Consider the following 23280-nt stretch of genomic DNA (forward strand, 5'->3'; position numbering starts at 1 on the left):
TTAAGTTGCGTTTATTTCCCAGGTGCCTGGGTCAACTTCAAAATTGATGTATTTTGATGTCTCTGACACAAACTTCACACCGCTCACATTGTTTCTAGCTTGCCCGTTTTGCCACACTACTTTTCCGTTAATGGATATTTTGCTGATATCAAAATATTTTTTAGGCACTCCGACTAAGGCCACTGTATTAACTGGGGAGGAGAGTTCAAGCGTAAGGTTTTCCGAGGTGCGACTTATTACAAAATCAATATCGCCTTGCACACTAGGCACGCGTTGTTCAATGTGTTTCATGTGCGCCATGTTAGGCATAATCTGATAGGTCTCCCAGGCCACAGAAGTTGGCGCTATGCCGGCAATATATTTACTCAGTACCGTGCTAGGTGCATTCCATGCATGATTTTCAGTTCCCCCGCCGTTCATATATTCGGTTAACGTAGACCTAACTGGATTTGCTACCTGTTTGCCATAACGTTCTTTCATTCTAGAGAGCGCTTCATCATAACGCCCAGCCTTTGCCATGGCGTTATAAACCATCCATTCAAAATGCGGGCTGGCAAAGTGGTTGGGGACTAATACGTTGTCGACTATTGAGTTGTATTGCGACTCCTCGGCTAAACCGAACAAGATTGCAACCGCATTAGCTCGGTCATCTTTAAACTGCGTGGGGTTACTGCTGTAAAAGCCGTCTTGCCAAAACATAGCCCTAAACGCGTCTTTTAGCGCGGCAATGCGGCTATCATAGAAACTAAGGTGAGTATCGTCACCTACCTCCCTGGCCATTTTGCGCGCAGATACCAGCGCACTGTAATACAGTGCATTTTGAATAACGTCATAATCTATGGTGTCTTGTGGTCCCCAGTCTGTCCATTTCCAGGCGCCACTTCTGAATGTGGCGAGACCGTTTTCACGGGTTCCCCATAATGTGAGGTACTTATGTACATACGGATAAGCAAACTCAAGCGTCTCACGATCGCCTGTATTATAGTAGTAGTGCCAAATACCTTGCTCAATAAACTGTAAACTCTGTGCGGGCAATTCTCTAAATCGACCAGGCCCTAAACCTGCGAAAATACCGGTTTCACTATCGCTGAAGGCAAGTGTCACTTTAATCGCCTTTTTAAGTAAGTCTCGGCCAGGCTTATCCATTGAATAAAATAGGTAGCTTGCTTGGTCAGCTACATCGCCAATCCATAAACCACGTTCTCTGTCAGGGGTATCCATAAAGTTATCGCGGGCACAAATGTACAAGGTATTTTCAGCCATCTGCCAAATGCGCGTAAACCAAGTATCGTCTGCTTCAAAATGGCCAGGCGTTGAGCCAACCCCAGTCCAGCGGTATTTTAAGCCATGCACTGTCACACCTTTTGGAAAGGTGTACTCTATGGTGCGGGCGTTAAACCATGAATACGACTCAAACTGCTGCCGACCTTTTTTTGTCGTGTACTCGGTCGCTATGGTGTTAAGTCGCATATTCGAATCGATATGTACGGTTTGGCCTTGTTCCGCCTCTATATCAAAATAAGGCGTCACATTTTTATTAAAATCAAGCACACATTTAATGGTTTCGCCGTTACTCACAAAGGGAAACTTGCTGGCGGGATAATTCTCGCAGTACGCTAATCCATAGTTGTTAAGAATTGGGATTTCACTTGGAAAAAGCGCATTGAAAGGCGCGCGCGGTGGGCGGTGCAGGCTTTTTGCTTGTTGCCATGAGGTATCGTCATAGCCTGGCATATACCAAGCATTATCCGTCCAATCTTCCATGCTACTTCTGGCATCATAGTTAATGTTCCATGCAGCCACGCGATACGGTGATTGCTTTGTCACTCTCGTGGCGTAAGCTGGGTGTGAGCTTACTTTCCATGAGTTATCGGAAATAACTTGGGTATCGCTCACGTTAGCCTGAAAGATAAAGCCCCCTTTGTTAGACGAAATATGGGTGCCCTTTTGCCCGTTGTCACCGTAATACCATACCAATGCCGCAATAGTATTGGTGCCTTCAGTGAGGTATTGGCTGATATCAACGTGGTCATAGTATTTGTTAGATGCAATAGGAAAGAAATCAGTACGTGGCGCAGGTGTTACCGGAGACGGCCCCCCTGTATAACTTCCCTCGAAGACCACAAGTTCACCGTTAATCCACAACCAATATTTGGTATCTGCGCTGATATAAGCAAGGCTTTCTTGGGGCTTTTCATCTAGGCTAATTTCTTTACGAAATGCCATCCAGGTATTTGGGTCGGTAAATCGTTCTTTTGCCCAAATCCACTCTGCTGTCCACTCAACGGCAAGCGCAGAATGAGGTAAAACCGAGCCGAATAGCATGATGCTAGCTATTATTATTTCTTTTGTACGCATATTTTATTGTCCATAAACGCTTGCAAAAAATGTGGTTGAGGAGCCTAGAACACGTTATCTTAAGGTGCTCATGTTGCCCGAGACGCTATAAGAACCTGGCTCAAGCCATAAGTCCGTATCTGCCAACGCCTTACCATCTCGGGTCAGTGTTAGCTTCTCAATAGACGGAAGTTTCAATTCAGCACGGGTGTTTTTGGGTACAGTGATACTCATTGATAATTGATTGGCGGCAATAGACCAAGCCACGCTAATATCGCCATTTGTGGTTGGCACAGTGCCCTGTAAGTTGTTCAGCTTACTCGTGAACTGCGGATTGATTTGAAAGGTTTTGAACCCTGGCTCTAGTGCTCTTATTCCAAGCATTCCTGTATAAAACCACTCAGCCACTGCACCGTAAGCATAGTGGTTTAGTGAATTCATATTTGCTTTGTTAAAACCGTCTTCAATAGAATACGAATTCCATCGCTCCCAAGTGGTCGTTGCGCCATTGTTGATTGAGTAGAACCACGACGGATAGGTTTCCTTCAGCAAAATATCGTACATCAATTCGCTGTGGCCATATTGCTGGAGCACTTGGTGGAGCATAGGCGTACCGAGAAAACCGGTACGTAAATGCCGATCGCTTTTCTCTAGCAAGTCTAATAACTTCTCAACTGCAGTGGCTTGTTGGTCCTCGGAAAACAAACCAAATGCTAGCGGCAGTAAATAACTTGTTTGAGTAGTTTTGAGGTTAAGTTCAACAGTTTTTGGTGATTTAAGCCGTTTCCCTTTTTCTCTCTTAATTTGCTTAGTCGTTGTGCTTACAACGTTCAGGGCATCATCAAAAAAGAACGTTCTGAATTTTTGCTTAATGTTATTAAATAGCCGTCGATATTGCTGAGCGTCAGATTCATAGCCTAGCGTCTGTGCAGTTTTGGCCAAAATGTCGACCGAGCGCGCGTAATAGGCTGTAGCTATCAAATCTGGGTGCGTGTCACCTGATGCACGCCCGTTTTCTGTAAAAGGCTGTAGCCAGTCACCGTACGTGCCGATATTTGAAATATAATCAAAGCTATTAAATTCGGTGAATTTTACCCACCGCTTCATCATTGAGTAATTTTCCGAAAGGATCGTTAAATCACCTGTATGCTGATATAACTCCCATGGCACTATGGTTGCCGCATCACCCCATGCAGCGGCAGTTCCCTCAGTAAGAAACGGGCGAAACGGCACAAATTTGGGGATCATCCCGTCAATGCCCTGCTCTTCTCGCATGCTCTCTAGCCATGATGCCCAGAATGCGTAAACGTCTGCTTTATATAAGGATGTGCGCACAAAAACTTGAGCGTCACCCGTCCAGCCTAACCGCTCATCGCGCTGCGGACAGTCGGTTGGAATATCAAGAAAGTTACCCCTTAGCCCCCACGAAACGTTACTTGATAACTTATTAAGTTTGCTATGGTTGCTGGAAAAATTGTCATATACATCGAAATCAGAATGAAGCACCTTCCCTGTAACCCAATCCAGCGCTGGCGTTGCTGTTTTGTCATAGCCAGACACTTCTACGTAACGGTAGCCATGAAACGTAAATGTTGGTTGATAGGTAATGAGACCATCAGAGTTAGGAATATACCAATCGGTACTTTTGGCCGAGCGTAGATTTTTAACATAAAATTCCTCTCCTTGCAGTGCTTCAGAAAAACGAATCTTTAAGGTTTGCCCCCTTTTCACCGGTAGCGATACTTCGGGCACGCCAACCATGTTTTGACCCATATCGAAGATGGCTACACCATCTTTCACGCTTACAAGTGCAATAGCAGGAATTGTTTTTGTTACTCTTACTGGCGCATGACGTTTCGGCCGTAGCTTAACCTCAGGTTCACGTGGCTCAGCGTAAACGCGTTTCCAGCCCTTACTATCAAACTCTGGCGTATTCCAACCAGGCATCTCATAATTCGCATTATAGCGCTCACCATCGTAATTACCTGCAGTGCGAATAGGGCCTTGGTCCGTTGATAGCCAGCTATCATCCGTTACAATTCGCGAGCTAGTACCGTCTTCAAAGGTGACCTCAAGCTGCGCAATAAGACGCAGTGGTGTTACGTAATCCTGTTTTGTAGGATGGAAGATACGACCTTGCCACCCTTCCGCCAATGCAGCACCTATAGCATTAGCGCCTAGCTGTAGTAGGTTAGTAACATCGTAAGTCAGCGTCTCAATACGTTTATGATACGGCGTCCATCCCGGAGTCATGACATCTTCACTGACAGCCTGACCATTGATGAATGGCTTAAAAACGCCCTTTGCAGTGATATAAAGACGAGCCCGCTTAATCGGCTTATTAAGCTCAAAGTTTTTGCGTAAATACTGTGGCGGGTAGTATTGGTTATCTGGTTGTTCAATAGCGTTAGGACTAAGCACTTGCGTACGCTCATTAATGTCTGGATGCCCTATCCATTGAGCGTGCCAATCACTGTTTCTCAATAAGCCAGTTTCGAGCGTCTGTATTTCACTCCAATGTGAACTATTGCTTTGTACATCCCATGTTTTAACTCGCCAAAACACGTGCTGCCTCGACTCCAAAGCGAGACCTTCAGGTCTTATCCAAGCGTTTCTAGAGGAGGTTACTCTCCCACTATCCCAAATGATTTGTTCGGGCTTGAATGCATCGTCGCTTGCAACTTGAAGTTGGTAGCTTTGCTGAGCTAGCTGAGAAGACTCGGTATCAAGCTGCCAACTAAAACGTGGCACGCTCTCGTAGTGGCCGATGGGATTTACCATCCCTTCTCCCACCGTAAGTCTAATGGGAGGAGCTATTAATGATGACTCATTGTCATTGATAGAGTCAGGCCCTAAGTGCTCGCAGGCAACAACAAAAATAGCGAATAAACATAATACTGAGTAACGATAATATGACATTGTTTGGCTCAAATCAGACTTTGTATAATTAGAAAAGGCATCGAATTGTGAGATTGATACCCTTAAAATTTAAATTCAATCAAATATGGTCAAACAAAGTCTTAAATGTTAAATTTGCGTAAATTAACTCAGTGTTACGGTTTAATTATTTGTTTAGTAATTACGCTGCTGAATGACTAGCGAACTGTCGCGATGAATTTGATGATCACATCGTAAAAAAGAGGATAAGGTGTCTCAAAACACGCCATCACCACAGGTTAATCGAGGTTCTTTGGATACAACCTCAGACATGTTTTCGGCAATATTTGAATCGGAAAAGCAACGTCTGTACGCCTATATCTATGCCTTTGTTTTAGACAAAGCAGCCGCAGATGATATTTTTCAGGAGACAAGCGTTATTCTGTGGAAAGAGTTCGCGACTTTTGAGCAAGGAACGAGTTTTAGAAAATGGTCAAATACTATAGTGTTTAACTGTGTAAGAACGTACCGAAGACAACAAAAAAAACTCGTCTCAGGGTTGAGTGATGAGTTGCTAGAGCAGCTGTCAGCAGTAGCTGCCCATCATGAGAATACAGACCAAAGATGGAGCATGCTGCAGCATTGCGTTTCTCACCTTACTACTTCCGCACACCAATTATATTATGGTTTTTACATAGAAAATTTAAGCGCACAGGCACTTGCAGACAAAACTGGGCGCTCGATTTTTGGTATTCGTAAATCTATCCATTTGCTTCGCCGTAAGCTCTTCGACTGCGTTGATAAACAAAAAGTGGAGCACGACACTTGAATCGCTCAGAAAGGTTTGATGAAGTCCGTGCCATAGCAGATGATATTTGCGCAGGTACCGTTACACAGGTGCAGCTTCAAAAACTTGAATCACTGTTGAGTAATGATGAGCAGGCTCAACGGTTTTACCTTGATTACATCGAATTTCACATTCATCTTAAATCGAATGCTATTCCAGAACTCGAAATAGTCAGGCGTAAAACCTTCGTCGACGAACTTATTGTGCGGCCCACTCACGCTTCAAGTTTACCTCATCAAAACCAACCTTATGAAGCCTCTTCTGAAAAGAGAACCGCAAGTACAAAACGTAAGTTTTATTTAGCGGGGGGACTCACCGTGCTGTGCATGCTGGCGGTATACCTAATTTTTCAATTTCAACCGCTTCCCGACGAACCCTTTATAGGAGAAATAGTTAGTGGGGAGTTGTTAATTGACGAAAAAGGTAAGGTACAAAACACTCTCGTTTATCCTGGTATGTATAAAACCGAGCAACCGGTTGAGCTTGAATTGCGCTCTGGTGATAGCTTAATGCTCTCTGCTCATTCGCACTTTAAATTATTTAACTCTACCGAAATTGAGCTAAAAAGCGGTGAGGTTAATGTTATCTCTCGTTCAAACAAGACTATTGCTATTTCAGTCAATGCCTCTGATATTCAGATGCATTCGGGCAAGATAACCATAAACGTAGACAGTGATACAACCGCGGTTTCTGGTAACACAAAAGCAAAAATATTCCCTAAAACATGGCGCCCCAAACACTTTTGGAACTTCGATGATGTTGGTGACAGAGTGACGGACTTTGCGGGTCGCGCAGTCGGTGTGTACGGCAGTGGAGCTCAACGCATCGATGGACTCGTTGGAAAAGGCGCTTTCTATTTTGATAACACAAAGCATGCAAGAATTAATGTGGGTAGCGGAGGCGGAAGTGCGCCCGCAACAGGTTCGTTCTCCGTTATTGATGGTGTCACCATAGAAGCATTGATTAAGCCTTTATATAGTGGAGAAGGCCCAACTAAAAGCCGATATGGTGAAATTGATGAGATTTTCAGAAAAGATCAAAGTGATAAAGATCATAGAATGCTGCTTAGCTTTCAAAATGACCGTAATAAATCAATAGTTGTCCCAGCCGGCAATTATGCAGAATCTCTAAGCTTCGGGTTGTACATTTTAGGCCAAGGCTACCACGAGCTCAAACTACCTCTAGACGGCAGAGACGGACGTCCAACGCTTCAACAGTTAAAAGATGGGAACTTTCACCATGTGGCGGCAACTTATGATGTAGAAAGTGGGATGAAAGCAATTTATATCGATGGAAAAGTAGGCGCACTTTACCGATACCCGCCCGGCTCAAAAGTATTGAGCGGTGGGGCGGGGTTGGCCAATATTGGCAATTCTCCTAACGCTCAAGGGCACGCCTCAGAGGCCTATGCGGGAACTATAGATGAAGTAGCCTTTTATGATTTTGCGCTCACACCTTTCATGGTAGCGCTTCACTATAAGAATGTTTTGATGGGCCTGAATTACTACGGCAGCCAGCCATTTGCACAAGCGCTACCGTACAAAAACTATATAGAACTTACTCCTGATAAGACGCTATTACTAGATAACATCACCGGCTTACCTACGGATGATGTTCAACAGAACTAAAGATTCACGGCTCTGAGCTTTGGCAAGTCCACCATGTTTTTTATACGCAAAGCGCCCCAAAAATATGGGACGCATTCCGTCTTAATCACTGGTTTCAATTTGTCCTAGTTCAAAGTCATAAACATAAATAGGGCTGGGCTTACCAATTGAGGCTGGTGCATGTTGCCAAATGACACTCGCTCTGCCTTCGTTCAATAAACTAAGATCCCATGTAATATACCCACCCTCGATTTTGTTAAAATTACTATCTACATTCGGCATTTCGACTTGATGCCACTCGGTAAAGTTATCGGTTCGATCAGAATAGTAAATCTCCGCACTTTCTCTACCGGCAAAAGCAAACAACCTATCTCCTAAAAATGTTAAGGTCACATTTGAAGCGGTAAAACCAGAGACTCGTTTCTGCCAGTTGCCGGATGTATTACGAACATAGTGATGAACGCGGGCTGGGCCGTCTGGGGATACGTTATGACTAAGTAAAAGGTGGTAGTCACCTGTTTTCGTGTCTATGACTGAGTTGTGGGAAACATTTGATGGCCTCAATGTTGTAGGCACATGGACAGCTTCTAATCCAGGCGTTTCAACAGATAACACCTCGCCTTTTCGGGTATCAGCTACTAGATTGCCCGCATTGTTGTACCACGTGAGCCCTTCATCATCGCTGTAGGTGTAGTAGATACCGTGGTTGCAGTCAAAACCATTAACCTTGCCAGGATTGCAATTGACAGGTCGCTCTCTGAATACCCAGCTAATGTGCATGCGACCATTAGCATCAAATTTTGGTCCTCCACCGGCTAAATAGGGCCCTCTTGTTGAAGGTTCTTTATTGCCGTTTACGTTTTGAAGGTAGACACCATCACTTGATGATATATTGCGAATAAACTGCCACTCGCTATTCTTGGCATCATAAAGAGCAAGCTGCATTTCACCTTTTGCTGCCCCACCCTCCCGAAAATACATAAGCACATTGCCGCTTTCTAGCGAATAAAATTTTGGGTAAGTAACGCGCTCTACCGCGTCGTTAGGAAAACCGAGATTGCGCTGAAACGTAAAAACTTCATCATTCCAATCTAGAGTTTCTGGGTGATCTGCGACTCCCGAATCAGTGCGTGCGTAGTTAATGCGATCTAAGTTGTGATGATCGAAGGAAATATGAATGGCACCGTCGCCTTTTGATATCTCGATGGCTTGGCGGTTATGTGCGTCATCAGAAGTCAGTCGATATACCGGCAAGGTGGCGTGTTGCCAGTCGTGCCCCGTTACTTTTCTACGTGCGACGACAACTTCAGCAAAAAGGTCACCGTAACCTCCCCTGTCTTTTGCTGTGTAATAAATCACATATTGATAACCTTTATAGGTAACTGCTTGAGCCCCCATAACACCCGCAAAGAGAGGCTTACCATTTTGCGCACGATCTGAGCCATCTGAAGTATGAGATTTATCAACCAAAAGACTACTCCCCAACAAAATTGGCGTTGAGTGGAGAGACAACGAAGGTACGGAGGCCTGCGTATGCTGACGTATTGAAGCTCCTTTATCATTCGCAAAAGAAGTGCAGCCAAATAGGTATGCGATTACCATAGCTAAAAGCAGCTTATTTTTCATATTTCTATGTTCCATATTTTTTTCAATTGGAGGACCGCTGGTCTATCGACTACGTAAATCTATTTAGTCAATCTTTGACTGCTCAATTTCTTATGAGAAGCACCAAGCTTTAAGGCATTTTAAAAGCCACTGGGTTGAAGCTAGTTGAAAGTGGGTCGTCCAAATCGAGCATTTTCTCTTTGATAGTGTCATCCAGTTTTTTCAACGTTATCTTTTCAGCAGCTGTCAATTCCCTCTCAAGCAGGTTGTGAGTCTCATGAGGATCGACAACTAAGTGATAAAACTCGTCTCGTTCTTTGTTTTTGAAATCTCGGACTAATTTGTATTGACCATCGCTGTACATTCTCATACCCGTGATTGACTGATGCAGCGTTGAATAAGCGGCAAAATAATCAGTACTCACTACTACGTTTTCATCTTTTAACGCTCGGATTACACTTTGCCCTCTAATGACTGCTTCACTAGGTATATCCAGTTTGGTGATATCCATAAGAGTAGGGAAGAAATCAAGATTTGATACGGTCGAGGCATTTTCTTTACCCGCAGGTACTGTACCTGGCCAGCGAACGATAAGTGGTACTTTAAGCACTGCATCGTATAGATTGGGGCGCTGCCCCTTGGGTATGTTCTCTGTGCCTTTAGGTGAATTGTTTAGCAACCAAAAGCCATTGCCTTTATGCCAAATACCGTTCTGTCCAATAACGTATCCATGGTCAGACGTAAAAATGACGACAGTATTTTTTGATAGCCCCAGCTCGTCTAGATGGCCCAACAGTCTTCCAACATTTCTATCTACACCTTTAACAGAAGCTAAATATCCGCGTAATAATTTTTTAGCTCTTTCTGTATTTAAATCCGGGTAATCAGGATGTATTAAATCTACATCTTTACTAATAGCATCTAAATCACTCTCTGAAACAGGCTCAAATGGATAGTGAGGTGCCCTATAGTGCAGTGATAAAGCAAACTTCCTGTGTTTATTCCTACTTAAAAAGTCCATGGCATGGTCAGTGAGAAGGTCCACGGTTAATCCCTCTTCATTCTTCGGGGCACCATTTACTAGAAGTTGAGGATCTATGGGTGAAGTTCCGCCTCCTAGAAAGCCCGTAAACTCGTCGTAGCCAAAATTTTGAGGGTGATGTTCAGGTTGTTTTCCTAAATGCCACTTACCGATCAAACCATTATAATAGCCGTTTTCCTGCAATCTTTTGGGCCAGGAATCCAGTTCTGCTGAAAGCCCTAAGTCTAACTGGTGCCCTGTTAGGGTTTTACTTTTAAGGTGGTCATTTATCCAATCGTCAATACCCACTTCAAAGCCATAGCGCGAAGTGAGTAAGCCTGCTCGGGAAGGACTACAAACTGGCGTGGTGGTATAAGCATTTGGAAAAGACATACCTTGCTCGGCTAAGCGTTTAAGGTTTGGGGTAACAGCATCGAAGCTTTTACCTTCTATCGCCCAAGGAGCTTGGTCGTCTGTGTATATAAAAACAATATTCGGGCTTATACTTTCGCTTTTGTGGGTGACGTCCCTTACAGGGCTAGTCTCACCACTTACATATCCACAGCCGCTCCAAATCAGTATGCTTAATGCCAAAAGTCGCAATAAGTAAACCAGCATTTTCTTTTTCCCTTCCAAAATCAGTTTTTTTGTGATGCTTGCTCGAGAAAATCAAGAGTATTGAGCTGCTTTACGTTTTCCAAACTCTTAACAGATGGCAAGTACGCATACTCGCATTTCAAAATCGCCAAATATGAGAAACAGTTCACAACTTAGCCATGACTGAATTTGACCATTAAAGCATTATTCTATTTTTGAAACAAATATTTTACATAAAAACATTTGCCAATAAGAACGTTAAAGAAAACGTATAAAAATATAAAAATCAATAACTAATATATTTTTACATAAATACTATGTGATACTTAAAACACAAAACAGACGACAGATATAAGAATACCAAAGAGCGAATGTGAGTGAATATGATTGTATTGGTGTTTTACTTCAATGTAACATTGAGTACGTATAAGGCTCACAGTTAAGCCTCTCACTACCCTATATTTCGTTAAATCAATTAACTTAAAGGATGCACGATGAAAACCCACATACGCAAAATAAGTCGATTCATCGGAATAAGAATGTGCTTGTTCGCTATTGCTTATATACCACTAACTTCATTACAAGCTGAGGCCGTGTTGCCAACACAAGAACACGTGATGGCACAAATGGAAAAAGTCGCAAACTGGCAAGTTGCGCGCACACAACATATGACACATGTGGGTCGTGCTCGAGTTGGCTCTGAAGCATATGGACGATGGATTCAAGGCGCTTTTTATAAGGGGCTCACTAAACTTGCTGAACGGTCTGATAACCCTTTTTACGAAACCTGGATTGGCTACGTGGGGAACGCCCATGACTGGAAAATGGGCAAGGTAAAATACTTTGCCGATGACCACGTTATCGGGCAAACCAACCTTTGGTATTATCGCAGACACAAAAACGAAGAAGCGCTTGCGCCAGTAAAAGATACGTTTGACTGGCTCATTGAAAAAGCGCCGGACAACAGCCTCGAGTTTGTCGCCGGTAGAAATAAAGATAACGTACACAACTGTCAATGGAGATGGTGCTGGGCTGACGCCTTGTTTATGGGGCCGCCCGTACTATTCGAACTTTCTGCTATTACAGGCGAACCTAAATACGCTGATTACGCCCACAAAGAGTTCCAAGCAACTATTGATTACTTACAAGATCCAAAAACCAAATTACTTTTCCGTGACTCTCGTTATTTCGACAAAAAAGGGAAGTTTGGTGAACAAGTCTTCTGGTCCAGAGGAATGGGTTGGGTATATGCAGGCGTTGTACATGTTTTGGAAAACCTCCCTCTCGATCACCAATACCGTTCTTATTATGAGTCGCTCTACCAAGAGCTCACACTAGCTATCGTAAAATTGCAAAAGCAAGATGGAGCTTGGCCTATGTCATTGCTCGCAGGAGAAAAATATGCTGAGCCAGAAACCAGTGGCACAGCCTTTTTCACGTATGGAGTTATCTGGGGCATTAATAACGGCTTATTAGACAAAAAAACGTATTTACCTAACGTCAAAAAAGGATGGCAAGTGCTCTCTGCGGCTGTACATCCTGATGGTAAATTCGGCTGGGTACAGGGAGTCAATGAAAAGCCTGATGTAGTAACAAAAGATGACTCACAGCTATTTGGCGTTGGTGCTTTTTTGCTGGCTGGAAGCGCTATGTATGACTTTTTAGATGAACAATAGAGTCTATTTATTTTTGGTGTAAAAACAGGAACTCAATGTGAAAAACAATATTAAATGTTCAATACGAATATTAATCGCTTGCGGCGCTTTAACGTTTGCAGGTCAGGGCCTCGCAGCAGACTGCAGCAGTACCCCAGCAAATCCAAACGGTAAGGCATCTAAGCTGCAAAACGCGTTACAGCAAGCGACGAATACCGGCAAGCCACTTAGGTTGACTGGTACCTACTATATTGGTAGCGATAAAGATGCATCAGATGGAAAAACCATTCTCAAAGGTATAACTGTAACGTTACGGAAAGACTTAATCGTTGATGCCACAGGCGCTCGTTTTATCGCAAAGGCTGATTTAGATGGCGACTTGTTTAGCTTCGACACGAAAAATAATGACAACGTTTGTGGGAACAAAGGTCAGCTTGCTGACTTTACTTGGAAAGGCGGTGATTTCGATATGTCCCGCGCGAAAGTATCAACTGTTGTACCTATCACACGCTTAACGCCTGCAGGACGGGAAGGTAAAGACAAAACTGCCGATGCACTTTCTATTCGAGGTGTCGTAAATACAACTAACTATCACAAACTAAACGAACTCGTTATCGAATACATAAATTTTCATGGCACTCGTAATAATAGTGACCCTTTCTACAAAGCAGGTGGTGACAGTGGTATTTTAATGACAGGCGCACTAAAAGCGACGATAAGGTATAACAATTTTTATGGGGTTCGCGACGCTGCAGTTTACTTATCTGCAGGCGGGGATAACGGACAGTTTGGCGACCACTTTACCATTCATGACAATTATGTAGAACGAGCATTTGATGGTTTTACGTCGAAAAGAGGTGCTGACAACATAGTTATGCGTGACAACGTGCTGAAAGATGTCGTAGTTGGACTCAGTACAAAAAGCGTTTATCCAGGCTGGCAAGCTACAAACGTGAAAATTATAGATAACACTATCGATAACGCCATGCGCGCAATCAGCCTTGAAACCACGAATAGAGTTAAAGTTGAAGACAACGAAATAAACAAACTGGGAGATGCGGTTGCAGGCCAAACTTCAACCAGCAAGGCTAATTTCAATGCTTATGGTGACGCTTTTGAAGGCATCTCACTTAATGGCGTTCAAGGAACAAACACTATTAAGAATAATAAAATTAGAGGCGTTACCAATAGCCCGAGAGAAGGCTCCACGACTACGTGGGGTATTGTTCATCGCAGCTATGAAGGCCGAGATACTAAAAATATCAATAAAACTAACAATACATTTTCAAGCTTAGACAAATGGAGCAAGTACCTCTAACCGTTTTGCTCTATTGAGGTATCGAAGGCACAGTGTTTTTAATGCTGACCTTCGGTACATTCCTTCAACGCCTACATAGACAAGCTTGATCGCCCAGATTAATCAGCCAACTACTTCAATATCCTGTTTTAAGTCGCCCAACCCACTGAGTAAAGTAAACCGAATTGCGTTACGCCTCCCTCAAATTAAGTACCGAACACTAGCGTAATGTATGAAAGCACAAATCATTTTGATGTCTATTTTTTATACTTTTAATGCGAGATAATTCTCACTCGGAAAGACGGTGAACTTTGCTTGTAGATAAGCATTGAAATGAGGATAAGAAAATGAAAGATGATTTATCTCTCGAAAAAGTAATGGGTACTATAAAAAATTGGACTGAGGAGAACACAAACACTCCTACACCTTCGCTGTTAGTCTCATTGGACGATGGCTCATTCCACGTTGGATATTATGCAGGAATGGGCAATTCTGATAGCTCTCCTTTAAGCAAATTTATGCCACTTTATCAAGCTACCGTAGAAAAACTTTACCAGCAGGGTCGGTTGGTTGAAACAGGACGAGCATTCACTCTTTACCCTGGCAGCCACCGATTTAAATCGCTTGTATTAAAAAACTAGCTCTTCAACTTACACGCAATATTTTAGCTTTGCTTGGCTAAATTAGTCATAACACGAGACTAATAGCAGCCTTGTCCTCACGCGAGGACAAGATCGCGTTAGTTATTAAGACCAATGCTCTTTTAAGAGCGTCGCTGTCGTCTAAAGATTGTGATGTGCTTTGTGGAGCTTGGCTTTTTAAGCAAAGCGAAAGTTGGTCATAGAAGTTACGGGGTAAAGCTAAACGGGCAAAACTTCCCGCATTTCTTGCTCTGTAGAAATCTATAACGAGGTTCGTCGCATTAAGCTCACTACTATTTTCCATACTCTTGAAACTTGGAGTGCAATGGCAAAGGTCAACAATCTCTTTTATCGTATTCGACGAGAGTTGCTCTACCAAGTCTGAAGGCCACTCATCTAAATATCTACCGTTGACTACTTGCTGTAAATGCTGGTCAGTGAAATCCAAATAATTTTCTGACGACAAAATACTGTTGTCCCACGTGGCTTGCTGACTTCTATGAAGAAAGCCCCACTCCCTTTCGTAAATCGAAAACCATTTTGAAAAATTCTTAACCTCCCGCACGATTACTGTCTCTACGAGTGATTTTCCTTCTACATTAACCGTCACTATTGAATAGCCAGGCTGATAAGCAGCCAAAGATGGCACCTGAACATTGGTTAAACCGTGCTTTGAAGATTGGCTTACATCAAAAAGGTGCATGTGACCACCAAGATGCAGTTTCAAACCTGTTGCCGCTAGCACAGCTGTAGTATCTTCACTTGGTTGACGTGACATTTGCAGTGAATTTTCGCCAAATAGTTCAGCAATACTTTGTGTTTGTTGGTCTGAAAATTCAGCCATAGGAAAATGGCTAAAACTGACTAATTTTTTGTTCTGCTTTTTAGCGCGCACAACAACATCTTTAATCCAATACAACAGTTTTGGCTTGTACTTTACGAGCGCATTGTAGCCAGCATTGCTCGATCCATAAAACTGCTTGTCCTCCAGGCTACCTTTCGGCCTGTAAACATTGGCATCTATCGCCAAAAGCCAAAGGCCTTCCACTGGCTCTACCAAATAGCTCATATCAGGCATGTCCACACAAAATTCTTCTGTATCACACCATTGCCAGTGGCGCTCATCTAGATCCACTGTATTAAATGGCGTTTCGAACAACTTGTCTGCAGGCGAAGGTAAGAAACCATGTTCAGAAAGTGATTGTGCAATCTCTTTATACCCCCACTCTTTCAGTAGTTCTGAGCAAAAATCACTTTTCCCAGAAATACACTCTTGATGTGATGGGCTCATAACACTGATTTCTGCACCTTCACGATTTATAAAGTCTCGTTTACCACCTGGTTGCGTGAAAGGCCTGACTGGGTCATGGTTTCCGTTGATAGCGAAAAACCGTAGTCCGTACTTATGTCGGTATTCGTCTAGTATTTCCTTTAATGCAAGGATATTTACTGGCTGACCGTCGTCTGTAAAATCTCCCGGTAACGCTACTAACTTGATATTTCTTTCTACCACATCATCAAGCGCTTCTTTAAACACCATAATATTTTCATTAAACAGTCGAGTAGAACCTAATTGAGCCCGCATGCTTCTCAATAATATTGGAGCATGGCTTACAGGGTCTTTTGGCAAGGCATTTTTGGGAAGCTTTGCTGAAGCGGCTTCAGGTGCGTGAAGATGGATATCTGCTATGAAGGCTATTTTTACTTGCGTAAATTCACTTTGGGCTAAGGCATTAGTAGAGATAAGTGCAAAAAAATAAAAAATAACTAGCAACCCGCTAGACATTACATTGAACGCGCCAACGTTTAAAACTGGTATCTCTTTCGTTCTGTTTTCATTTTTACCCATAACGCAGCCCCGTTTATCAAGTCACTAATAGTAATAACTGCGCTTCGCACTCAGTGGGGACAGTGGTTCACAAAAACTAATTTAAAACGTTTTGGAGTATTACACTTTTGTGAAGTTTAGCGCTTCGCAAAAATTTCCTGTCCCCTTTTTCAAACAACTCCGCTCTACCCTTCAAAATACTCTTTGAATGTGTACCTATGCGTTATTTCTTACTTTCTTTAACTCTGGTTTTTAGCGCTATATCTTGCGCGAAATCACTGAACCAGTATCAAATTATTGGTTCGCACAATAGTTACAAAAAGGCGCTACCACCAGAGGCAGAGCAATTCTTAGCAGATACGTCACCTGACCTTTTAAAGAAGATTTCTTATAGTCACCCTTCGCTTCAAGAACAGTTGAATTTAGGAATTCGTCAAATTGAAATTGATGTAGTTAACGATCCGTATGGGCATCAATACAACACACCTGAAATAGAAACGTTTTCCAATAGCAACTGGTTTACAAAGAGCGAACGTCAAATTTTGGCAGAACCTGGGTTCAAGGTTCTACATATTCCACACGTCGATGTAATGACGCACTGTTCGACCCTGCAGCTTTGTGCAAGGCAACTTCTAGAATGGTCAGAAGCGAACCCTAACCATTTCCCCATTACCGTTCTTTTAAATGCAAAAGAGTCTCAGCCAACGTTTGTTAATAAGGCGGCCCCCGCCATTTTTTCGATTTCAGACTATGAACACTTAGATAATGAAATTGCGCGTTTATTCGGAAGCAAGTTAGTTACGCCAGATCGCGTTCGCGCCAGCTACCACACGTTAAGAGCAGCAATAACAGAGGCTGGCTGGCCAAGTATTGATGCACTTCGCGGTAAATTCTTATTTTTATTCGATGCTAACGAAGCTCAAAAAGAAATATACCTTCAACAGAGTTCAACGCTTCAAGATAGAAGCATGTTTCTCTCAGCACCGAAAAACTCCGACGCTGCCGCAATATTCATTCGAAACGATCCAGTTAAAAATCAGCAAGAAATTCAAGCATTAGTCAAAGATGGTTTTCTAGTGAGAACCCGCGCAGATGCTGATTTATCGGCTACGACAGAAAATTTGCGACAGCAAAGAGATGCTGCTTTTGCCAGTGGGGCTCAGTTCATCTCTAGCGACTTCTATAACCAGTCTCCCCAATCCATTAATCGCAGTTATTCAGTGTCTTTCGAGAATGATTGCTTGAAAAGATTTAACGCTGTTACACATCAAAATTTAATCAAATAAAAGGTAAACCCATGAATACTAATTTTAAAAAAACACTCTTAGCTACAGCTGTGCTATCAGCCACCTGCATGACGCAATTTACTGCGCAAGCACAGCAGACAGAAGATGAAATGATAGAGCAGATTGTGGTAAGTGGTTTTCGAGGCTCACTTATAAAGGCTAAAGATTTAAAAAAGGACGCGCTAGGTTCACAAGATTCAATTCTTGCTGAAGATATTGCTGACTTCCCAAGCCTCAATTTAGCGGAGTCTATTCAAAGAATACCAGGCGTAACCATAACCCGTGAAGCCGGTGAAGGTAGACAAATATCTCTACGGGGCCTCAACGCAGATTTTACTCAAGTGCAATTAAACGGCATGGAAGCACTGGGTACATCTTCATCAGCAATGGACAGTAGAGGTACAACTAACCTATCTCGCTCTTTCGATTTCAACATTTTTGCATCCGAGCTATTTAACCAAATTGACGTTCAGAAGAGCTATTCTGCAGAAATGGATGAAGGCGGCATAGGCGGCACCGTCAAGCTCTATACCGCAAAGCCATTTGATTATGATGGCTTCAAAAGTGTAATCAGTGCGCAAGCAGGCAATAATTCTTTGACCGACGACGCAGCCCCGAGAGTCGCAGCATTAGTTTCAAACACGTGGGGTGATTTCGGCGCTCTTGTTTCACTGGCACTTAGCAAGCGTGATACGGCTGAACAAGGTTATAACACCTATCGTTGGCGACCTCGCAACGCCCAAGGCTCAGACATATCTTCACTATCACCAGCAGATCAAGATGCTGTAAATAGCGGCAACCTGCGTTTCTCACGAGGCAGTAGATACTCCCAATTTAATAGTGAACAAACTAGGGTTGGCGCTACATTAGCGCTCCAATACAGACCGTCTGATGCATTTTCACTTGGTCTTGATGCGCTATACGGCACACTTGATAACGATCGCGGAGAGTTTCATTTACAAAGCAGAGGGTCTAGTTCAACCGCACTTGGCTGCACAGGAGCAGATTATGACGGTGCACGCAATTTTTGCTCTGCCTTGACTGACATAGAATATAACCAAAACAACGAAGTTATATATTCATCGTGGGAAAATACCGCGTTGCACTCAGAAAGTCGCGACCAAGAAGCAACAACAGACATTTCACAGTTGGTGTTGAACGCACAGTGGCGTGTAACGGATGCATTTACGGTTTCAGGCTTACTCGGGCATATGGAAAGTGAGTACGAAAGTAATAGTGCAAAAGTCTACTTAGAATCTTTCGCGGATATGACCATAGACTACAGAGAAGACCGCTTTTATGGTAGCAATACCTACATCAACGGATTTGATCCAACAGATATCAATGAGTACCGTTATCACGAGATAGATCTTCAGGAGGACGAAGTAGAAAATAGCTTTGATATCGCTAAGCTTGATGCGGATTACTTGCTGTCTGATAGCGCTTCATTGAAACTTGGTGGCTCATTTAAAAAGTTCGAACACAGCAACAACAGAGAACAAGTCGGCAATGCATTAAGAAGTGAATGGCAAAGTGGCGAAGTAAGCGATGTGATTAATCCTGAATATGTTTATGTAAACTCCATTCACAAAAAACAAGATTGGCTAAGTACGGACGTTGGCGCTGTGCTAAATGAATTCAATGTTGAGCGCGACATAACGTATAGCGATGCGCCTAATGAAGTCACAGAAGAGACCATGGCGCTATACGCGACATATGAATATGACTTGCTATTACCCGATTCTGAGCTAAGAGCTAGTTTTGGTTTACGCTATTTTGATACCGACATTCAATCGAGTGGCATCGTAAATGGTAGCGAATACGTCACTGTAGAGAGGGACTATGATGGACTGTTGCCAACGCTAAATGTTGCATGGTATGCCACTGAGAGCCTTGTGTTAAGAGCGAGCGCTGGGAAAAACGTAACGCGACCTACACTGGGAAGCTTATCTGTATCAGGTACGGTAAATACTGACCCATTATTTGGTTCAAGTGGTTTGAGTATCAATGCGGGTAATCCTGGTCTTCAGCCTTTTGAAACAATCAATATGGAGGCAGGAGTTGAGTACTACTTTGATGAAGTCGGTTATGCCTCTATCACTTACTTCCAAAAGGAGATTGATAATTTTATAGCTACTAATGTATCTCCAATAGCCTATGGTGATACAGGATATCCGCTTTCGTTAATTGAAGGCATGGTAGACGAAAATGGAAATGCACAAACGCCAGATACACTGTACACCTTCTCACAGCCTCAAAATTTAGCAGAAAGCGACTTTTCAGGCTGGGAAATAGCGTTCCAGCGTGATTTCGATTTTCTGCCAGCACCGTTCGATAATCTTGGCGCTATTGTTAACTATACCTATTCTGATGGCGAGTCTTTACACAACATCTTAGTCGATGGTGAAAGCGTGGAGGTTTACCGCCCCTTTTATGGATTGTCTGAAAATATCTACAATGCAACGATGTATTACGAGACTGATAATTGGGGAGTGCGCGTTTCTGCAGCCTATCGTGATGATTACCTAACGCAGGTTGAAACGTCGAGCAGTGACCAAGATGAGGCGGGCTTTCACGGCACCACTTACTGGGACTTCTCAGCATTTTACAATGTAAATGATAACCTCAAGCTGACACTAGAAGGAATCAACCTTTCTGATGAGCGCGAAGAGCAATACAGCGATTCGGATGACCGTTTGTACAACACAACGGTAAGTGGAAGAACATTTTACTTAGGTTTTACTTATTCAATGTAAATAGATGTGCTCGAAGGGCTCATAAGAATAAGCCCTTCGAGCTTTTAATAGCGATAAGAAATGGCAAGAGAATAATTACGACCACTTACCGTAGTATTGTATGGACGATAAGAAGAATCGGAGTACTGAATTTCTCGTTCATCAGTAAGATTAGTTGCTTCAATCCTTAGCTCTACACTGTCCGAGATTTGATAAGCTACTACCGCATCCATGTATAGCGTAGACAGAAATCCTGTCTCATTTTCATCAACTAAGGTTCCTCCATCTACTCTTGCAATATACTCATCGCGATAGGTGGCTGAGAGCCTCAGGCTCAATGCGTATCCCTCAAGATAGGCGGTAAGATTGGCCAATAGCGGAGAAAGATAAGGCGCAGTCTTTTTATCTAGGCGCTCACCAGTATTAGTGTTGTAATACTGAACATTTCCAAATGTATAACTAGCATTTGCCACTATCCCAAAGTGAAATACGTTAAAGCGCGACATATAGTCGCCCAATGACCACTCTAATTGCGCACTCCCTTCTACGCCATATAAAAAATAAGTACTTTGGTTCGTTGGCGTTACAACATCTACGTAGACACGTTCAAAATCACTAGAGAATAGTTCAGGATAATCGCTAGCTACATCACTTAAAAGCAAGCGTTGACTAGTGGAAGCTAAACTGTTTTTTATCCATTTACCAAATATATTAGCTGAGTATCTATCGGTTTCTCCCGGATAGGCTTCGAAGCTTAGATCGAGATTGTAAGCACTTATAGGCTTAAGCCTATCATTGGAAAGAATGAATACATTTTCGTCTTCGATAAGCTGAATATTTCTTGTCAAGGTATCTAATTCTTGGTGGCCTATCGTTCTGCTCATTCCAACTTTGACTACTTGCTCACCTTTTCTGTAGTTAAATTGTATTGAGGGTAGAAACGCAATATTGCTTAAGTCATAGCGATTTATAAGACTAGACTGAAATACCGAAACAGAAGACGCATCATGCTCTGCTCGTAGTCCCGCATCGAAAGTCCAATCACCACCTTCGACAGAGTATTGAGTAAAAAAAGACGTTCTTTTTTCTTTTATCAGATTGTCAATAACTCTATCGGGAGCGTAAGACAATAGCAGTGAATCCACCGAAGAAGGTTTGTTGTAAAAAGTGAATACCTGTTCTGGTCTAAGGGCTAACCAATTTAAATGCTGATGACTATCAAAAACATAGGCTGTGCTTTGAGGTACTGACTCTCGTGTAGATGACCAGCGTTCTTTTAGGATGTTTTGAATATCCGTATATTTGGCCGTATTTTCAAACTGTACAAATTCCAAACCCAGCTCCCAACTACTTCGGTGGCTTGCATTTACCTGTATTTGACCTTTCACGTAAGTAAAATCAGACGTGGAGATAAACTGCTCAGAGTCGAGTTCGTTCATTTGCCACATATCGGGTTGAGTCAAGCCCGCACTATATTTTATATCAGGGAAGTAATAATCGCCTCTGTAGTCAATAGAAACATCACTTTCTCCTCTCATGTAAGCTCGAATACTCTGAGGCATTCTATACCTAGCACTTTGCATACCTAGCACGCCATCAAATACAAGATTGCTCGACAGTCTATGCTCAAAGTTCAGCACGGTTTGTTGAAACTGTGTTGATACCTCCTGATGACGGCTTTCTGTTCCAACACGAGCATTTCGGTAATCCGCGTAAACGAGTTCGTTCTTTGAGTTAACCTCTGCATCCGTTAAAAAAGTTTTGCCCTCGATTATTGGCGTAGACTGAAAACCCCGTGGGTATAGATGATTCTCTTGTCGTTGGCTATCGAGTCGGCCGTAGATCCAGTCGATTGTGAAGTGACTTGGCTCAGTTTGATACTCTATAGTCGCCCCGATACCCAGGCGGTCCATGTCTCCTCGCCACACAGAATAACGATTTCCCCTTGGAACCCTAATTTCTTGATCCTGCCAAGCGTCAACCAATTCAGGCTCTAAAGCAGAGACATCCGCCCCTTCGGGAGCAAGTAGCCTCCACCTAAAGGTATTTGCGCCTTGCTCTTGATACGACCTTTGTCCGTAGGCTGCAGAAATCAACATGCCCCAATGCTGGTTGGTTGAAGACAAAGTAAATGAAGAGCGGTTTGAAAGACCTTCAGCATATTGGTTCGTATCGATTTGATGAGAAATGTTCCAATGTAGTCCTGGTGAATCGAAAGGTTTTGCTGTGGTTAGTGCGGCAATACCAGCTACGCCGCCGCTTGGTTGCCCTACAGAGTAGCTTTTAAAAACTTTAATCTGATTAAAAAGTTCTGAAGTAAACAAGTTGAGGTCAAAGGAACGATCTCTATCTCTCTGTGTCCTGCTATCCATAGGAGAGTCATTGTTTGAAAGTACAGGCATCCCATTAATCGTAACTAAGGTAAAGTCGGGGTCTAAACCTCGAAGCACCACCTGCCGCCCCTCACCTGCTTCCCTCGTTATGCTCATTCCTGGAATTCGTTGCATCGATTCTGCAAGATTTCTGTCTGGGTATCTTGAAATGTCTTGAGCGACGATAACATCTGTGACCTGTTTCTCGTTGCGCTTTTCTTGTCTAGACAGATTTAGAGAGCCTCGAATTCCATTAACGTTTATTTCTTCGATAACGCTTTGGTCGATTATACTTTCAGCCCTTCGAATGACTACCCCACTACTCGTAATGCTAAAAGTTAATCCAGTTCCATCTAGCACCTTTTGTAGTACAGTTTCGAGCGTAAACCTGCCAGAAATAGCGGGCGACATTACTTCTTTAATCAGGGAGGGCGATGCGACATAACCAACACCGAACTTTTCTGCAATTACCGCTAAGCTTTGGCTCAGTGATGTTGAAGAAAGCGTTATATATTCTAGTCTCTCAGGGGCAACGGTAGATGCATGAGTAATAGAACTCATGTCACTGACAAATA

General features: G+C 43.0%; 13 protein-coding genes. 7 read left to right on the forward strand and 6 right to left on the reverse strand.

Annotated elements, in window-relative coordinates:
* On the reverse strand, positions 1-2358 hold the full coding sequence (locus IW644_RS17120; RefSeq protein WP_269918610.1) for an alpha-L-rhamnosidase-related protein: 2358 nt from the start codon (positions 2356-2358) through the stop codon (positions 1-3).
* 54 nt (positions 2359-2412) lie between these two features.
* A complete protein-coding gene (locus IW644_RS17125) occupies positions 2413-5256 on the reverse strand; it encodes an alpha-L-rhamnosidase (RefSeq protein ID WP_269918611.1) in 2844 nt (947 codons plus the stop codon).
* 229 nt (positions 5257-5485) lie between these two features.
* Here IW644_RS17125 and IW644_RS17130 point away from each other — a divergent pair, with 229 nt between their 5' ends.
* Together IW644_RS17130 and IW644_RS17135 are read left to right on the forward strand one after the other, a co-directional pair.
* Positions 5486-6043 carry a sigma-70 family RNA polymerase sigma factor gene (locus IW644_RS17130; RefSeq protein WP_269918612.1) on the forward strand — a complete coding sequence of 186 codons (558 nt, stop codon included), beginning with the start codon at positions 5486-5488 and terminating at the stop codon, positions 6041-6043.
* Complete coding sequence (locus IW644_RS17135; protein ID WP_269918613.1) at positions 6040-7689, forward strand: LamG-like jellyroll fold domain-containing protein; 1650 nt, start codon at positions 6040-6042, stop codon at positions 7687-7689. The genes IW644_RS17130 and IW644_RS17135 overlap by 4 nt, the downstream gene beginning before the upstream one ends.
* 81 nt (positions 7690-7770) lie before the next feature.
* Here the strand turns inward: IW644_RS17135 and IW644_RS17140 are convergent, their stop codons facing one another.
* Entirely contained in the window at positions 7771-9294 is a 1524-nt protein-coding gene (locus IW644_RS17140) for a BNR-4 repeat-containing protein (RefSeq protein ID WP_269918614.1), read from the reverse strand.
* Between the two features lie 109 nt (positions 9295-9403).
* Entirely contained in the window at positions 9404-10912 is a 1509-nt protein-coding gene (locus IW644_RS17145; protein ID WP_269918615.1) for a sulfatase-like hydrolase/transferase, read from the reverse strand.
* Positions 10913-11385: 473 nt separating this feature from the next.
* Between IW644_RS17145 and IW644_RS17150 the strand changes: the two genes are divergently transcribed.
* From IW644_RS17150 to IW644_RS17160, 3 genes are all read left to right on the forward strand, one after another.
* Entirely contained in the window at positions 11386-12567 is a 1182-nt protein-coding gene (locus IW644_RS17150; RefSeq protein WP_269918616.1) for a glycoside hydrolase family 88/105 protein, read from the forward strand.
* Positions 12568-12604: 37 nt separating this feature from the next.
* Positions 12605-13864 carry a right-handed parallel beta-helix repeat-containing protein gene (locus IW644_RS17155; protein ID WP_269918617.1) on the forward strand — a complete coding sequence of 420 codons (1260 nt, stop codon included), beginning with the start codon at positions 12605-12607 and terminating at the stop codon, positions 13862-13864.
* A gap of 326 nt (positions 13865-14190) precedes the next feature.
* Positions 14191-14484: a hypothetical protein gene (locus IW644_RS17160; RefSeq protein WP_269918618.1), complete on the forward strand. Its 294-nt coding sequence runs from the start codon at positions 14191-14193 to the stop codon at positions 14482-14484.
* Positions 14485-14530: 46 nt separating this feature from the next.
* Here the strand turns inward: IW644_RS17160 and IW644_RS17165 are convergent, their stop codons facing one another.
* Positions 14531-16333 (reverse strand): metallophosphoesterase family protein, encoded by a 1803-nt coding sequence (locus tag IW644_RS17165; RefSeq protein WP_269918619.1) that lies wholly within the window; start codon positions 16331-16333, stop codon positions 14531-14533.
* A gap of 197 nt (positions 16334-16530) precedes the next feature.
* Between IW644_RS17165 and IW644_RS17170 the strand changes: the two genes are divergently transcribed.
* The gene (locus tag IW644_RS17170; RefSeq protein ID WP_269918620.1) at positions 16531-17598 is read left to right on the forward strand and encodes a Ca2+-dependent phosphoinositide-specific phospholipase C; all 1068 of its coding nucleotides are present in this window, start codon (positions 16531-16533) and stop codon (positions 17596-17598) included.
* Positions 17599-17609: 11 nt separating this feature from the next.
* On the forward strand, positions 17610-20354 hold the full coding sequence (locus IW644_RS17175) for a TonB-dependent receptor (RefSeq protein WP_269918621.1): 2745 nt from the start codon (positions 17610-17612) through the stop codon (positions 20352-20354).
* A gap of 44 nt (positions 20355-20398) precedes the next feature.
* Here IW644_RS17175 and IW644_RS17180 read toward each other — a convergent pair whose 3' ends face one another.
* Positions 20399-23266 carry a TonB-dependent receptor gene (locus tag IW644_RS17180; RefSeq protein WP_269918622.1) on the reverse strand — a complete coding sequence of 956 codons (2868 nt, stop codon included), beginning with the start codon at positions 23264-23266 and terminating at the stop codon, positions 20399-20401.
* Between the last annotated feature and the right edge of the window lie 14 nt (positions 23267-23280).

Source organism: Alteromonas sp. PRIM-21 (assembly GCF_027563165.1).
Lineage (GTDB): Bacteria > Pseudomonadota > Gammaproteobacteria > Enterobacterales > Alteromonadaceae > Alteromonas > Alteromonas macleodii_A.

Excerpts from the sequence above, each read along its gene's own strand:
- IW644_RS17120 (WP_269918610.1), bottom strand. The coding sequence starts at position 2,358 with ATGCGTACAAAAGAAATAATAATAGCTAGCATCATGCTATTCGGCTCG.
- IW644_RS17125 (WP_269918611.1), bottom strand. The coding sequence starts at position 5,256 with ATGTCATATTATCGTTACTCAGTATTATGTTTATTCGCTATTTTTGTT.
- IW644_RS17140 (WP_269918614.1), bottom strand. The coding sequence starts at position 9,294 with ATGAAAAATAAGCTGCTTTTAGCTATGGTAATCGCATACCTATTTGGC.
- IW644_RS17145 (WP_269918615.1), bottom strand. The coding sequence starts at position 10,912 with ATGCTGGTTTACTTATTGCGACTTTTGGCATTAAGCATACTGATTTGG.
- IW644_RS17150 (WP_269918616.1), top strand. The coding sequence starts at position 11,386 with ATGAAAACCCACATACGCAAAATAAGTCGATTCATCGGAATAAGAATG.
- IW644_RS17160 (WP_269918618.1), top strand. The coding sequence starts at position 14,191 with ATGAAAGATGATTTATCTCTCGAAAAAGTAATGGGTACTATAAAAAAT.
- IW644_RS17165 (WP_269918619.1), bottom strand. The coding sequence starts at position 16,333 with ATGGGTAAAAATGAAAACAGAACGAAAGAGATACCAGTTTTAAACGTT.
- IW644_RS17170 (WP_269918620.1), top strand. The coding sequence starts at position 16,531 with ATGCGTTATTTCTTACTTTCTTTAACTCTGGTTTTTAGCGCTATATCT.
- IW644_RS17175 (WP_269918621.1), top strand. The coding sequence starts at position 17,610 with ATGAATACTAATTTTAAAAAAACACTCTTAGCTACAGCTGTGCTATCA.
- IW644_RS17180 (WP_269918622.1), bottom strand. The coding sequence starts at position 23,266 with ATGAGTTCTATTACTCATGCATCTACCGTTGCCCCTGAGAGACTAGAA.